Annotated in this window: 11 protein-coding genes; 6 read left to right on the forward strand and 5 right to left on the reverse strand. The window is 41.3% G+C overall.

Translation table 11 applies throughout. From position 1 onward, the window contains the following. Positions 1-284 precede the first annotated feature (284 nt). Positions 285-1,352, forward strand: coding sequence for an agmatine deiminase family protein (locus G3569_RS01450; protein ID WP_165265333.1), 1,068 nt, complete (start codon positions 285-287; stop codon positions 1,350-1,352). A 48-nt stretch (positions 1,353-1,400) separates the two neighbouring features. Here G3569_RS01450 and G3569_RS01455 read toward each other — a convergent pair whose 3' ends face one another. Then, positions 1,401-4,136 (reverse strand): serine/threonine-protein kinase, encoded by a 2,736-nt coding sequence (locus G3569_RS01455; RefSeq protein ID WP_165265335.1) that lies wholly within the window; start codon positions 4,134-4,136, stop codon positions 1,401-1,403. Between the two features lie 80 nt (positions 4,137-4,216). After that, positions 4,217-4,795 (reverse strand): sigma-70 family RNA polymerase sigma factor, encoded by a 579-nt coding sequence (locus G3569_RS01460; RefSeq protein WP_165265337.1) that lies wholly within the window; start codon positions 4,793-4,795, stop codon positions 4,217-4,219. 111 nt (positions 4,796-4,906) lie between these two features. Here G3569_RS01460 and G3569_RS01465 point away from each other — a divergent pair, with 111 nt between their 5' ends. Further along, positions 4,907-6,637, forward strand: coding sequence for a DUF1565 domain-containing protein (locus G3569_RS01465; RefSeq protein ID WP_165265339.1), 1,731 nt, complete (start codon positions 4,907-4,909; stop codon positions 6,635-6,637). A 160-nt stretch (positions 6,638-6,797) separates the two neighbouring features. Here the strand turns inward: G3569_RS01465 and G3569_RS01470 are convergent, their stop codons facing one another. The 3 genes from G3569_RS01470 to G3569_RS01480 all read right to left on the reverse strand — a co-directional run bounded on the left by G3569_RS01470 (position 6,798) and on the right by G3569_RS01480 (position 9,732). Continuing rightward, positions 6,798-7,391, reverse strand: a complete 594-nt coding sequence (locus tag G3569_RS01470) for a carboxymuconolactone decarboxylase family protein (protein ID WP_165265341.1) — start codon at positions 7,389-7,391, stop codon at positions 6,798-6,800. An 18-nt stretch (positions 7,392-7,409) separates the two neighbouring features. Then, positions 7,410-7,955 carry a peroxiredoxin gene (locus G3569_RS01475; RefSeq protein WP_205719977.1) on the reverse strand — a complete coding sequence of 182 codons (546 nt, stop codon included), beginning with the start codon at positions 7,953-7,955 and terminating at the stop codon, positions 7,410-7,412. 1,231 nt (positions 7,956-9,186) lie between these two features. Next, positions 9,187-9,732, reverse strand: a complete 546-nt coding sequence (locus G3569_RS01480; RefSeq protein WP_165265343.1) for a hypothetical protein — start codon at positions 9,730-9,732, stop codon at positions 9,187-9,189. 143 nt (positions 9,733-9,875) lie between these two features. Here G3569_RS01480 and gatB point away from each other — a divergent pair, with 143 nt between their 5' ends. The 4 genes from gatB to purD all read left to right on the forward strand — a co-directional run bounded on the left by gatB (position 9,876) and on the right by purD (position 14,899). Then, positions 9,876-11,324 (forward strand): Asp-tRNA(Asn)/Glu-tRNA(Gln) amidotransferase subunit GatB, encoded by a 1,449-nt coding sequence (gene gatB, locus G3569_RS01485; RefSeq protein ID WP_165265345.1) that lies wholly within the window; start codon positions 9,876-9,878, stop codon positions 11,322-11,324. A gap of 48 nt (positions 11,325-11,372) precedes the next feature. Next, positions 11,373-12,743, forward strand: a complete 1,371-nt coding sequence (locus G3569_RS01490; RefSeq protein WP_165265347.1) for a TlpA family protein disulfide reductase — start codon at positions 11,373-11,375, stop codon at positions 12,741-12,743. After that, positions 12,740-13,510, forward strand: coding sequence for a triose-phosphate isomerase (gene tpiA, locus G3569_RS01495; RefSeq protein ID WP_165265349.1), 771 nt, complete (start codon positions 12,740-12,742; stop codon positions 13,508-13,510). Before G3569_RS01490 ends, tpiA begins: the two co-directional genes overlap by 4 nt. Positions 13,511-13,615: 105 nt before the next feature. Continuing rightward, entirely contained in the window at positions 13,616-14,899 is a 1,284-nt protein-coding gene (gene purD / locus G3569_RS01500; RefSeq protein WP_165265351.1) for a phosphoribosylamine--glycine ligase, read from the forward strand. The last annotated feature ends 31 nt before the right edge of the window (positions 14,900-14,930 follow it).

Below are 14,930 nucleotides of genomic sequence, written 5' to 3' on the forward strand. Positions count from 1 at the left end.
TTTTGTTAAAAATATTACGCAATATATATGTGAGGGGTACTTATAAAAGGTTACCAAAAAGGAGAGGCGCTTAGTACAGCATCATGGGAGTGATGCTAAAATATAGCGCTGCACAGTGCAGCGCTCGAGGGTCAAAGAGAGGCGTCAGCAATGACGTATATTAAGGTTAAGGGCAGTGGGGTTGGTACCCACTGTCCTTTTATTTTAGCGCAGATATTTTATATTAGAAGAGATAGAAAAAAATAAGGGCGAAAATAAAACGGCATTCATTATAAGATCGATTTATGCTTACCAATATACCTGCAGATTTGGATTTTAGTCTTCTTCCCGAATGGTATCCTCATTCAGCTACACAGTTACATTGGCCCTCCAATAGGCAAACCTGGCCCGGTAAGCGGTTAAAAAAAGTGGAGCATATCTATCTCGATATTATTGAGGTATTGCATAACTACGAAGCAATTCATCTTTTCGTTGAAAATAAGAAGGTACACAAAGATGTTCTTTTTCTGTTAGAGGAAAGAGGCATTGATCTTAATCAAATCGTATTCCATATACAGGCTATAAATGATGTGTGGGCACGAGATTGTGGTCCTTTATTTGTTTGCCGCGAAGACAATGGAGATATCGATTATGCTATTGTTGATTGGGAGTATAATAGCTGGGGAGAAAAATATCCTCCATACGATGCTGATAATAAATTGCCGGATTATATAGCTTTTAAATATGGAATAACACGGTTCAATCCGGATATGGTGTTAGAGGGAGGGGCCATAGAAACCAATGGCGATGGGGTTTTGCTAACAACAGAATCAGTATTATTGAATCCCAACAGAAATCCCCAAATGACAAAAGGCGAAATTGAGAAACGGTTAAAGGATTATTTGGGGATACGAAAAGTGATATGGTTAAAAGGAGGACTGGCAGGGGATGATACCGATGGCCACGTAGATGATGTTGCACGGTTTTTAAATGAAAATACTATTTTAGCGATGCGCGCTGATTCTGCAGATGATATAAATCACCAGGTCTTAGATGAGAATCTAAAAATATTGCACAAAGCAACAGGACGCCTGGGCTATTCTTTTGCTATCGAAACATTACCAATGCCACAAACGCGTATAGAGGGGGCCACGGTTGATGGATCCACTCATGTGCCCGCAAGTTATACAAATTTCTATATTGCTAACGGAGTAGTATTAGTTCCGTTGTATGATAAACGTTATGACAGGGAGGCAATGAGGCTCTTCAGGCAGTACTTCCCTGATCGTGATATTGTAGGTATTCCATGTGCTGATCTTGTATGGGGGCAGGGGGCAATTCATTGTATAACTCAACCATGGTATGGTTTATGATTTAAGCTGATAGTAATACTTTTTTAATCAGGCTAAGGCTCGGAAAGTTCAAGAAGACACTTTTTCCTTAACTTTCTCAATATATTTTAATGCTTCTTGTACACGAGTGTTCTCTTCGTCAAAGTTTTTCCTGAAGACCGAAATAGCCTTGGAAAAGTAGTCCTCAGCTAACGAATATCTGTTCTGATAGTATTTTAGGGTACCGATATTCATATAGAATTCTCCAATACGGTAATGATCTTCTGGAAAATGATTTTCATAGATAGGTTGGGCCTTTATAAAAATGGAGTCAGCCTTATTATACTGTTTAGCTTCTAATAAGATTGCTCCCAACTTATTTAAGTCTAACCCTACTTCGGGGTGCTCTTTTCCAAACCGTTTTTCATCAATGGAAATTACTTGTTCTAAGAGGCGTTGTGCTTTAGTATACTCGCCAAGGTCTTTAAGTACATCACCTAAGTTGTACATTGGAATTGCCAGATCAGGGTTGGTATTGTCTACCTTCTTACGGTAAATAGAGAGTGACTTTTGATAGTTTATTTTAGCTTTACGCAGATTTCCCTGTGCTTTTTGAATAATTGCGAAATTATTTATGCTCTTGGCATATATGACACTCGAATCACCATAGATTGTATTTGTTAGCTCAATATCTTTCAGTGCATACTTTTCGGCCTTCTCCCAATTACCTAACACACGGTAATTTCTGGCTAACAGTGCATAGTTTGCACTTAGATCTGAGCTATTGGAACCCTTTAACTGAGTAAACTCGTTCATCGATTGAAGAAGGTAGGTCTCAGCTTTTTTGTGCTTACTGGTACGATGATATAACAGGCCCATCCTGTATTTTGTGCGTGCTATTTCTGGATGAGAATGTTCGTAGTATTCTTCAAAATAGGAGAGGGCTTTTTTAAAGTTAGCCTCAGCAAGGTCGTATTTACCCAAAAATAGTTGAGTTTCTCCTAAGTTAGCCAGCGTAATGTAGTATGAGATATTCTGTGTTTTATTATAGATCTTCCGAAGACTATCTGACTTTAAAAAAAGTTTTTCAGCTTGTTTGTAGTGAGATTGCAGAAACTGATTACTTGCATATATAGAAAAGTACCCTGCTAACTCGAGTGATCTATTACCGTTCAATTGTTTCTGTATATCAATGGCCTTACGGATATGTTTTTCAGCAAGATCATATTTATGGACTTCATGGTAATAGTTGCAAAGATGCGAATGAATTGTAGCAGTTTGCGAAGATATTTTTCCATAATATGCCAGGCTTTTCGCTAGTGCTTTTGTTAAGGCCTCCTCAGAAGTCTCAAATTCATCAATGTTCGATAGGGCATCACCGATGGCAGAAAGCATATCAATATAAATCTCCGATTCCCCTTGCAGCTCCCGTTCCGTACGGTGATACCCTGCAAGTAATAAGTCTTTTACTTTCGCATCCTTACCCGAATAACTTTTCATATCGGGGTTACCGGTATTAAACATCTGAAGCATAAAACTTTTTACCTGTTCAGCCCGTTTTGCTTGAAACTGAGCCTGATTGCGTTCTTGGGCTAACCGCCAGGTATAAAAGCCGGAAATACTAAATAGGAGTATTAGAACCCCTGCGGCAATAGCAATTCTTTGTTTATTTCGTTTAAAAAACTTTTGGCTGCGATAGCGCAAAGACCCTTCTCTTGCCGTAACCGGAATCCCGTTTTGGTAATTCTTCAGATCATCCAGAAATTCATTCGCCATACGGTAGCGATGCTCATATTCCTTGCGTATAGCTTTTAAGGCAATGGCATCCAGGTCTCCCCGGAGCTTTTTTTGAGTCTTGGTATCATCAACTTTGCTACTGGGTTTGTCGGCCTCCTGTTTTATGATAGTCTGTTCTATTTCGTATCTCGAAAGCTGATCAAAGTCAAAGGGATGAGTTCCCGCCAATAGCTGATAAAACATAATCCCCAGAGCATAAAGGTCGGTAGCGGTAGTACTATTTTCTTGCCGCACTTGCTCCGGGGCTGCATACCGGGGCGTTAGCAAACGAGAGCCGGTGATGGTGAGAGTGTCCTCCCGTTCATCTTCAAGCAGTTTAGATATACCAAAATCGAGAATTTTAACCTTTCCTTCATCATCTATGAGGATATTGCCCGGTTTTAAATCTCGGTGGATTATTAAATTCTCATGGGCATATCGAACAGCTTTCAATACCTGTTTAAACAGTGTGATCTTGGCATCAATATCCAATGAATACTTTTTGCAATATTGATCAATGGGAAGACCATCCACGTATTCCATAATGATATAGGGAAAGCCATCTTGGGTAATACCACCATCAAAAAGTTGGGCAATGCCCGGATGGTTCAGGTTAGCCAATATCTGTTGTTCTCTCTTAAATCGCCGGATATTCGATTTTGTAGCTCTACCATGGCGAATTATTTTAATGGCCACTTTATGGTCAAACTCTTCATCAGCTCGTTCGGCCATATATACCGTTCCCATTCCACCTTCTCCCAAGATCTCTTTAATAACATAGGGACCAACTTGTTGGCCAACTAAAGATTCAGCGGTTGTGATATGTTCTATTTCATCACTTACTTCTTCATAAAACTCTTTTTTATAATCGGTGGGATTATCTAGCCACCCTTCCGATTCAAAAATAGACTCCAGAAGTTGGGTAACTTCTGATTTAAGCTCTTCGTTGTTGCTGCACTTCTGTTCAATAAAAGTAGGGCGATGTTCTTCAGGAAGATCCAATGCTTCGTCTACAATGGTCTCTACCTTTTGCCAGTCGAATTCACTCATGTTAGGTGCATGTCATATTAATTATTACCTATTGTCCTTCACCCTCATTATACGCAAAAGATTGTATAGGGTAGGTCAAATCACTCTACTTCAAAACGAGCTTTCAGCTCTTTGTAAAGCCAGCCTCGTGCCTTCATCCAATCTCGTTTTACAGTACTTTCAGAAACTTCCAATGCATTTGCCGTCTCTTGAATAGTCATTTCCCCAAAAAATCGCATTTCAACAACCTTGCTTAACCTGCTGTTGAGTTTTTCCAACCTGTTCAAGGCCGCATCAATATCCAAGAGTTCCTGTGTTTTTTGATTCTGAGCCTTAAAAAGTTCGTCAATGTAGGTGAGGTCTTTCTTTTGGCCCCCGCGTTTTTTAGCCGTCTTTTTGCGTGCGTAATCGATTAATATTTGGCGCATACATCGCGAGGCGATGGCTAAAAAATGGCCTCGGTCATTAAAATTAATTTTCGACTGATCAATCATTTTTAAATAGGCCTCGTGCACCAGTTCAGTCTTTGAAAGAGTATGGTCCGGAGATTGACGCCGCATATGTGAATAGGCTAGCTTTCTAAGCTCTTCATATATAAGAGGGTAAAGTTTTTCATAGACTTCATCTTGACCGTCTTTTAACTGACAAAGGAGTTGAGTGACTTCTGATCGCGATTCCATAGATGATTGTACCTGAATGACCTGATTTATAATCTCTTGTCGTATGTAATAGTGAAAGACGATGTATAATGTTCCGACAATTAAAGATTCCTAATATCAAATTACTAAAACATGTATAACAAAGCTACAATATTCGGAGTTATCATTTCATTACTAATACTTATCGGTTGCTCAGGTAATAGTACCGGACCCGATAACAATGGTGGCAATAATAATGGAGGTGGTAATACATCTTCTGCTACAGCTGATGCGGGAACTAATGCTGATGAAGTTGTGGGTTTTGAAATAACGGCAGATGGCTCCGGCTCATCAGGCAGTGGTACAATAAATTACGCTTGGAGTTTTGTCAGTCAGCCTGCTAACAGTAGTTCAATGCTATCAGATGCATCTGCAGAAAAACCAAGTTTTATGCCTGATTTGCCTGGAGAGTATAGTCTAGAACTGGAGGTAAGCTCCGACGGAGAAACAGATACGGATACTGTTACGTACTCGGCTATAGCCAAACGAATTTTTGTTGATGCCAATAGTGGTAGTGATGGAGATACCGACGGCTATATGGAGGCGACTCCATTGAAAACGGTATCGGCAGCGTTATCCCGCATTAGTAATAATGACAGCGACCCATTTTTGGCCATAGATACCATGCGTGTTGCAAAAGGGACCTATGATAAAGATAACGGAGAAAGTTATCCCCTTGTCTTTACTGGTGACTTAATTGTAAAGGGAGACCAAAATGCCGATCGAAATAATATTCATCTTCTCAGTCCCGATGTTGATAGAGATCCTGCCCTGAAAGTAGGAGAGGGGGTAACGCTGCGACATCTGCACATTGAGAATGGCTATACTGGGGGCACTTTTAATGGTGATCCTGATGCAGTATATGTTTATAGCGGTAGTGATATGGATACATCAACTGTTGTATTAGAAGATGTTAAGATATCAATGAACGCTCGAGAGGGGGTTGCTGTGTCGACGGGATCAAATATAACCGTTGCTATTCGGGGTTATGATGGCGCCCGCAGTTTAATTAATGGGAATAATATTGGCCGGGCTTACGTGAATCGATTTAATGTCTCGAATATAACGCTCAATATTGACGATACTGATATTTTAAATACCGGAGATGTCGGGGCAATTGAGGTGGATGATGCTCATAATATTGCTATCAATGTCACTAATTCGAAATTTAAGCCCGGGGTTGGTCATGTAAATCCCTATGCCTTCGATTTGGAAGACGATGTGGATCTTACGCTCAAAAATTCAACTATTACCAGCAGCACAGGAACAGCATCTGGTGCTCGTTTTAAATATGGAATAGTAATGGATAATGATCAGCCTAATACTAATCTAGAGATTCTTAATTCGACTATTCAGTTTACGCAGTGGTCGGCGGTTTTAATGCGCGCTTCTGTTGTAAAAATCACTGATAGTATTATTGAAGGAGTGCTTACACACGAGTCTAGTGTAAATTTAGCATATGATGCTATCAGGCAGCTCGATGGTACGCTGATAGTGCGTGGAACTACATTCAAGGATATCAATACCAGTGCGATAGACGTTGGCGGACCTAATGCACCCAATGACAACAACTTTTCTGTAGATTTGGGTACAGACGGGGATCCGGGCAACAATGTATTTCAGAATGTGCAGGGTTGGGATGTACAAGTCTCGCGCAGTGATGAAGTACAGTCCGAAATACCAGCCATTGGAAATACATGGTCTAATGGTGCAGCGCCCAGATGTGATCAGGATCTTAATGATTATGACGTTGCTGAGATATGGGTCAATGACCAAGGAGGAAGTCTGCGCTGGGGAGCCGGAAGTTCAGAAGTTTGTAATTAAAAAGAGAATTAAATAGCTGAACTGCCTTTGCATCTGCAGACTATTCTTTAAAAGAATGGAAGTTAGAAAATAGTTAGCATAGGTGACCAGATCCCAATAAAAAGAGGGCGGCACCAATATTCCAGGTGGCCGCCCTTGGGGATTGTAATAGGGATATTGGTTAGTACACAATCTTATCGAGACTGGTAATAACAGATGCTAGTCGAATAGCATCGAAGATACGTTCTTCGTTGCTGTCGAGCTTAAGGAGTGATTGTTCATGCGATTGGACGCACAATTCACATCCATTTGCAGCCGAAACAGCAAGGCTAATGAGCTCAAAAAACTCTTTTTCAAGCTTCGGTTTAGCCATGATATTCATTTTGATGCCGGCCGATTGATTATTGTACTCTTCTTTGTCAACGAAATGGCGGAACCGGTAGAGTACGTTATTGGCTGCCAGTAATGATGCACAAGCTACGGCATCGCCAATTTCTTCTTCCGTGGCTTCAAGCTCTCCGGACAGTGATCGGAAGTACTTTTTTAACGGTTCATTCTTTTCGTTAACAGCAATAGCGAGTGCAATCAGTGCCGTTTCTTTCTCGCTTAAATGATCTGATTGTAACGTCTTTTTCAGGTTGACCCTGAGATCTTTGATGTAGCGAGAATCTCCATCAACAAGAGCATCCAGGGAGGATGAAGAATATTCTTCATCTAATCCCAGGTCTTCAACCAGGTCATCTTTAACATCTTTTGTATCTGCTATTCCAAACATAAGTCTCGATAGTTTTATTTATGCAGTAAGAGTTTCTTCGCCCTTCTCCCAGTTGCAGGGGCAAAGTTCATCAGTTTGAAGAGCATCAAGAACTCGGATAACCTCATCAACATTACGGCCTACATTTAGATCATTTACGCTAACCCAACGGATAATTCCATCCGGATCGATAATGAAGGTAGCACGGTAAGCTACTTTTTCGTTAGGTTCCAAAATGCCGAGTTCTTCAGCAAGAGATTTAGAGGTGTCGGCCAACATCGGGTACTTCAGGTCACGCAGGTCTTCATGGTCATTTCTCCAGGCAAGGTGTACAAATTCGGAGTCGGTAGAAGCACCAATAAGTGTACAGTCTCGGTCACGAAATTCATCAAAGCTGTCGTTGAATGCAGCAATTTCGGTAGGGCAGACGAACGTAAAGTCTTTCGGCCACCAGAACATGGTAGTCCATTGATCGACGTCGTTATCTAAGATATCATCGGCGATTTCAGTAAATTCTTCTCCTTCTTCTAAGGAGATACAGGCTGTTTTTTTGAATTCTGGAAATTTTTGACCTACTGTGATCATTAGTTCTATAATCTTTTTTAGTTACAATTTGTTTGGAGGAGTTTTGAATCGAAAAGAAGGTAGGAGTGTTGTAAGGAAGTCTAAAATCGAGTTTATCTATTAGGGGTAATAGAGAAGGTTTATTAGGATCTGTTTTTAATTTTACAGAAGGGATATGTACTCCCAAATGTGTTTGTAAATTGATAATTTTGTGCAACAAATGAGTAACAAGTCATTTCGAGCCGCTATAAGGCGGTGATAAATATCATCCGCCTAGCTGGCACTCGCTGAACCCTAATATCGAGTTAGGCTTCAAAGAATCAATAGAAGAAATATTATCCTGAACCACGTACTGAGCTCGGCGAAGTATCTCTTTCAGGATCTCAATGAGTAGGGATCGTAGGATCTACTCGTAGGATCTAAAAGACAAGCTCCTGCTTACAGTAGAGTACCTACGGAAACTGAAGGAGGCGCAACAGGATGATCACTTTGTCTATTTCACTTATAGCGGGAGCATCCCGCTCGTGCTATGCTGAAGTTAATAATTACAAGCAGAATATAGCCCACAGGTCATTTCGAGCCGCCGCAAGGTGGCGAGAAATCTCATCCGTTTTATGGGAACAGGTGCATCATCGAGAGGCTTGGTTTCTTTTGTTCCGTTGTTTTGTTCAACGACGTTATCAACGTAGTAGAGCTAACGCAGTTATGTATGTTCATTTTTTCAGTCAAGAAAAAACGAACCAAAAAATTGATCGGCTTAGAATTCTGAAATCGGCTTCAAACATTCGGCGGGAGTATTTCAATGGTCCTTTTGGGCAGGGAGTTCGCTTCTGTGATGTCACCGGTACTACTATGCCAAGGTGAAACCTGCCGAAGCCCATTGGCGTAGGTATGGCTTTGTAGCACAGGTATGAAATACTCCTGATCGCCTGCTGTTCTCCGCACAGAATTCGTTATGCCGGAATTTTTGCATCCTGTTTACCCGAAGCCCATTCGTTTATCCGGGGAACTGATAATTTCGAGCAGCAAATGAGTCACAAGTCATTTCGAACCGCCGTAAGGCGGTGATAAATATCATCCGCCTAGCTGGCACTCGCTGAACCCCAATATCGAGTTAGGCTTCAAAGAATCAATGTCATTTTTCAGTGCCTTGTTTTCGGTTCAGTAGGGCATAGCGGGGTCATGTTACAGATAATGTCTAGGTTAATGTAGGCTATCAAATAGGTATCTCTTGATTTAACTGCGAAACGATTTACAGATTAAAATAGGTCGCTTGTTCGCGAGGTATTTGTACCTCTGGATTCTCCTTTTTAACAAACCGCATAATATCTGCAATATCATCAACTTTAAGGGCAATAGAATCTGAATCAACCTCAATTAATTTCCGATAGTCAGGGGAATCGGCAGTTCGGTATAACAAGTGATAAGAAGTTGAAAAGTCGAAAAGGGCTTCCGATGGTTTGCGTGGATTGCCAGGCGTAAACTTCAATGATGTTATGTCATCAACAGGTATTTTTAATGTATCTATATAGTGTTGGCCCTTTTTGATTTCTATTTGCAGGATGCGATCCTCGAAATAGAGTACAAACTTGTATAGTGGTTCAGAAAGTACAAAGATACCTCTGAAGCTGATCAAAAAAAGAACAAGAGCAGTCAGTTGTTCGGGATTAAACATATTCCACTCGATAAAGATGAAAGACCCTGCCAGCAGGTAGGTACCGGCGGAGGTACACACGAAGATTACCAATCCCCAAAAAAGATGGCGACTTTCTTCAAGTATGTGTAATTCTTTGTACATCACTTATCGTAGTTTGTAACAATGATACCGCAGATATATGATACTCAAAAGTATTTCTTTAAATTTTAGGATAATCATTAATAAAAGTCCCAGACGTTTAATATCTTTCGCCATCAAAATTAACTGATAACAAATAGTTGAACATGAGCAGCTCGGTTCACGATAAATATGAAGCAGTCATTGGGCTTGAAGTTCACGCCCAGCTCCTAACAGAAAGTAAAGCTTTTGCACCGGTATCCACAGAGTTCGGAGGATCACCCAACACCCAGGTAACCCCATTATGCTTGGGACATCCGGGAACACTTCCTGTGCTAAACGAAAATCTGGTGCGCTATATTATTAAAATGGGCTTGGCAACCAACTGTGATATTGCTCGCAAATCTATTTTTGCCCGTAAAAACTATTTTTACCCGGACCTGCCCAAGGGCTATCAGATCTCGCAATATGAGACTCCGATCTGCCATGACGGGCATATCGGTATTACTACAAATGGGGAAGATAAAGAGATCGGCATTACTCGTATCCATATGGAGGAAGATGCCGGTAAGTCTATTCATGATCAAGATCCGTATCATACGCTCATTGACTTGAATCGTGCAGGGGTGCCACTTATTGAGATTGTATCTGAGCCGGATATCCGAACTCCTGCCGAAGCGTATGAATATTTAAAGCGAATTAAGCAGATTGTGCAATACTTAGAGATCTGCGACGGAAATATGGAAGAGGGTAGTTTGCGCTGCGATGCCAACGTTTCGGTTCGTCCGGTAGGACGAGAAAAATTTGGTACTCGTACTGAGCTCAAAAACATGAACTCTTTCCGGAATGTGGAGCGTGCCATTCAGTACGAAATTGATCGCCAGATAGCTCTCATCGAAGAGGGCGGAAAGGTTGTGCAGCAGACATTGCTTTGGGATGCCAATAAGATGGAAACCCGAACCATGCGTAGCAAAGAAGAAGCGCATGACTATCGTTATTTCCCTGAACCTGATATTCCTCCTGTTGTTGTTACCGACGAAATGCTCGGTGAGATCAAAGAAGAGCTTCCGGAAATGCCTGATGTGCGAAAGCAGCGGTTTCAGGATGAGTTTGATATGAGCATTGATGATGCTCAAACGCTTACCGAAGATCGGTATCTCGCAGATTTTTATGAGACGGTACTCTCTTATGCTGAATATCCTAAAGCCGTAGCTAACCTGATTCTCTCGGAGGTACTGCGAGTACTCAACGAGCGTAGTATTGGAATTAATGATTTTCCTATTTCCGCAGAACGCCTGGCAGGACTTATTGAACTTCGGGAAGGCGACAAGATAAATTCTTCGGCTATGACCGAGATTTTTGATGCTATGCTCGAGGAAGAAAAAGAGGCCGAAGCACTTGCAAAAGAGATGAACTTAGTACAAGTTTCTGATAGCAGTTTTATAGAACCGATTATTGATGATGTTCTTGAGAAACACCCAGACGAGGTAGCACGATATAAGGATGGTAAGAAAGGACTTATCGGTTTTTTCATCGGTCAGGTGATGCAACGATCACAGGGAAAAGCGAACCCCAATATGGTTCGTGAAATAATTAGTGATCGATTGAGTGATTAAAATGCGGGATACAGGTTAAATTCTATTCTACTTTACTTTTATAATAATATGATAGCATATACAAAACGGCTTTTGGGACTAGCCTTTTTAGGGCTAATGGCTTTGGCATGTTCAAGTGAATCTGGGATAAAAAAAGCTCACATTTCAGCAAACTTTTCTGTTGCTGATTCGATACAGGAGTCGGATGATTACTCAGGGATTGGCGTAGCTGTCGTAAAAAAGGATTCGGTGAATGCTAATGCTGATACCCTATTTTATGCCACTACTGATTCTAGCGGTAAATTTTCAGGTGATGTTACCTTTGAAAAGAAACGAAGATATCCTACCATAATTAGTCGCCATGATACCAATTTAGGTAGGGTAGGTATCATACTTGCTGATGGAGACTCAATACGTATTAGTGGGACCCTTCCCACCTTGGAAGAATCATTCTCTATTTCTTCTCCTGAACATGATGCCATGAAATCGTATGAGCGGTTAAATAAAAACTTCAGCAGAATCCAAAAATATGCACAAGCCGGGCTGTTAAAAGGGGATAGTCTCAGGCAGGAATATTTGAAATTTAGTGATATATACTGGGATCTTTATGCCGATAAAAAAGGCACTTTTGCATCAGAGTTAGCAGGTCGCAGAGCTATACAGTTATTACAGGGTATAGATAACCAAAAAATGATGGCACGCCTGCGGGCCGTGCAAAGCCAGGATAGGTTTAGCGATGTAGGGGCAACAATTGGTAAAAACTATATTGCAAAGACAAGAGGGCTGGACCCGGCACTTAGTTACCTGGATACCTTGAATGACATTACAGAAAATAAAAACAAATTGATGCATATTAATATGGAACGCATCAAACTCCTTTATGACAGTGCCCGCGTTGATGTCGCTAAAAAAGAATTAGAGGCATTTAAAGAGCAGTTTTCTAAAGATTTACGCCCTCAGGACTGGATTGAATCTATGAATTACGATTTGAACTACTTATCCCCAGGAGATACCATACCCCAATTTACATTTATGGATAATGGGCAGAAAATAAGTAGAAAATCATTAGTGGGGACTCCATATATTCTGGAGATTACCGATTTGTCTAATAAACTGTATCAAAGCCAATTCGATCGAACGGTAGCCATCCACAGTATTTACAAGAATTTTGGTCTGCAGGTGGTAACATTGCCACTCAACCAAAGTCAGGTTACAGTAAATGCATTTTTTGAAGAACGAGTTAAACCATGGCCGGTGGCTGATGCACAGTCTTTTGACCGTCAAAAATTATTAGAAAAATTCAATATTCGGTTAGTTCCTACTCGCTTTTTGATTGATCGTAAAGGGAAAATCATCCGAAAATATGTGGGATCTGAATATCAGGATATTATTAATGGTCTACGAACACTCATTAAAAAAGAAAAAAAACCAGCATCATGAGGAATTTTTTAATTGCCGGTAACTGGAAAATGAATTGTGGCATTTCAGCTACGAACAAACTTCTAAACGGTATAAAAGAGATTACGACCTCCTTACCGGATGGAGTAGATGGGTTGGTATGTCCACCATCGATCTCTCTGCAAACAGCAGCTGATGTGCTGGAAGATATTGAAGGTATGACCTTAGGTGCACAGAATGTGCACTTCGAAGACAATGGTGCCTACACCGGTGAAATTAGTACCCAGATGCTGAATGAGGTTGGAAGTGAATATGTGATTCTGGGTCATTCGGAACGACGAGAATACTTTGGCGAAACCGATAAGATTGTGAATGCTAAAGTGCTAAAATCGTTGGAAGATGGGTTGAAGACTGTTATATGTGTAGGAGAATCACTGAAAGAACGTAAAGCAGATGAACACAAATTGCGGGTACGTAAACAGGTTCAGGCTGCGCTTACAGGCGTAGAAGATGGAGATGCTACTAACGTGGTTATCGCATATGAACCTATCTGGGCAATAGGTACCGGAGAAACAGCCACGCCCGATCAAGCCCAAGAGATGCATAAAATGATTCGGTCAGTTCTTGAAGGGGTCTTTAACCAAGAAAGCGCTAGTAAGATTCAGATACTGTATGGTGGAAGCATGAAACCTCATAACGCCGAAGAGCTATTGCAACAACCTGATGTCGACGGCGGATTGATTGGTGGAGCGTCGTTAAAAGCTGATAGTTTTACTGAGATTATTGATATCGCAAAGCAATTAGTCTAAAGTCCCGAAAATGCGTGCCTGATTGTTTTATAACTTGCAGGGCGTCGTAACAACATTTCTAACAAAAATTTCTATTTCCAGGAAGAACAAATTAAAGAGAAACAGATGAATGTATTACTTCTAGGAAGCGGTGGTCGTGAACATGCAATGGCGTGGAGTATCGCCAACTCAGATAAGTTGGATCAGCTATATATCGCCCCGGGGAATCCCGGTACGGCTACGGTAGGGACCAACGTTGAGTTATCATTGTCAGACTTTGATGCTATCCTTGAATTTATCGAGGATAAAAAGGTGGATTTAACGGTTGTGGGGCCGGAAAAGCCGTTGGTCAATGGAATCACCGATTACCTTGAAGAAAAAGGGCATAGCGTTTTTGGCCCATCCAAGTATGCCGCCCAGCTCGAAGGCAGTAAAAAGTTCGCTAACGAGTTTATGAAAGAAAACCGTATCCCCACGGCAGACTTTGAAACCTATACCCGGAAAGAGTTTGATAAAGCACTCACGGTTATAAAATCAAAAGATAAGTACCCGGTAGTGCTAAAGGCTGATGGGCTTGCCGGAGGAAAAGGAGTGTTTATTTGTGAAACAGAAGAAGAGGTAGAAAAACGACTTAACGAACTTAAAAAGAATGATAAATTCCAGGATGCTGCCCAGACGTTGGTAGTAGAGGAATTTATGGAAGGGCAGGAAGCTTCGGTATTTGTTATTTCTGATGGGCAAACTGCTAAGATCCTGCATTATGCGCAAGATCATAAACGTGTCGGGGATGGAGATACCGGTCTCAATACCGGCGGGATGGGGGCTTATGCACCCACTCCGGTAATAGGAAACCGGATGCTCCAGCGAGTGGAAAAGGAGATTATCTTACCAACGATATCGGCCATGTTGCTCGATGAACACCCCTACAAAGGTATTCTCTATTGTGGGCTCATGATCACGGTAGATGGCCCCAAAGTCGTAGAATATAACTGCAGGCTGGGAGATCCCGAATGCCAGGCTATTTTACCTGCTCTTGAGTCAGACTTCCTTGATTTAATGTATGCTGCAGCTAACGGCCAGCTAGATTCCAAAGAAGTAGCTATCGATAAATTGTATCGGTGTTGTGTGGTCTTGGCTTCTGATGGGTACCCGGTAGAATATGAGAAGGGCAAAGAGATTGCCGGTATCGATGAAGTTTCTGAGGATGCATTGGTATTTCATGCAGGAACAAAAGAAGAAGACGGCACAATTTACACCGACGGCGGACGAGTAATGAGTGTAGTAGGAGCTGCTGATACGTTAGAAAAGGCTATTGAGAAGACTTATAACGAAGTTGACAAAATTTCGTTTGAGAATAAATACAATCGCACTGATATCGGTGCAAAAGGTTTAAAATATCAAGATCACTAGGGCTGTCTGGCTTATAGCAAATAAGGGAATT

This window comes from Fodinibius halophilus, assembly GCF_011059105.1.
Taxonomy (GTDB): Bacteria; Bacteroidota; Rhodothermia; order Balneolales; family Balneolaceae; genus Fodinibius; species Fodinibius halophilus.

What these genes read in the sequence shown, in the direction of transcription:
- G3569_RS01450 (WP_165265333.1), top strand. Translation starts at nt 285, where the DNA reads ATGCTTACCAATATACCTGCAGATTTGGATTTTAGTCTTCTTCCCGAA.
- G3569_RS01455 (WP_165265335.1), bottom strand. Translation starts at nt 4,136, where the DNA reads ATGAGTGAATTCGACTGGCAAAAGGTAGAGACCATTGTAGACGAAGCA.
- G3569_RS01460 (WP_165265337.1), bottom strand. Translation starts at nt 4,795, where the DNA reads ATGGAATCGCGATCAGAAGTCACTCAACTCCTTTGTCAGTTAAAAGAC.
- G3569_RS01465 (WP_165265339.1), top strand. Translation starts at nt 4,907, where the DNA reads ATGTATAACAAAGCTACAATATTCGGAGTTATCATTTCATTACTAATA.
- G3569_RS01470 (WP_165265341.1), bottom strand. Translation starts at nt 7,391, where the DNA reads ATGTTTGGAATAGCAGATACAAAAGATGTTAAAGATGACCTGGTTGAA.
- G3569_RS01475 (WP_205719977.1), bottom strand. Translation starts at nt 7,955, where the DNA reads ATGATCACAGTAGGTCAAAAATTTCCAGAATTCAAAAAAACAGCCTGT.
- G3569_RS01480 (WP_165265343.1), bottom strand. Translation starts at nt 9,732, where the DNA reads ATGTACAAAGAATTACACATACTTGAAGAAAGTCGCCATCTTTTTTGG.
- gatB (WP_165265345.1), top strand. Translation starts at nt 9,876, where the DNA reads ATGAGCAGCTCGGTTCACGATAAATATGAAGCAGTCATTGGGCTTGAA.
- G3569_RS01490 (WP_165265347.1), top strand. Translation starts at nt 11,373, where the DNA reads ATGATAGCATATACAAAACGGCTTTTGGGACTAGCCTTTTTAGGGCTA.
- tpiA (WP_165265349.1), top strand. Translation starts at nt 12,740, where the DNA reads ATGAGGAATTTTTTAATTGCCGGTAACTGGAAAATGAATTGTGGCATT.
- purD (WP_165265351.1), top strand. Translation starts at nt 13,616, where the DNA reads ATGAATGTATTACTTCTAGGAAGCGGTGGTCGTGAACATGCAATGGCG.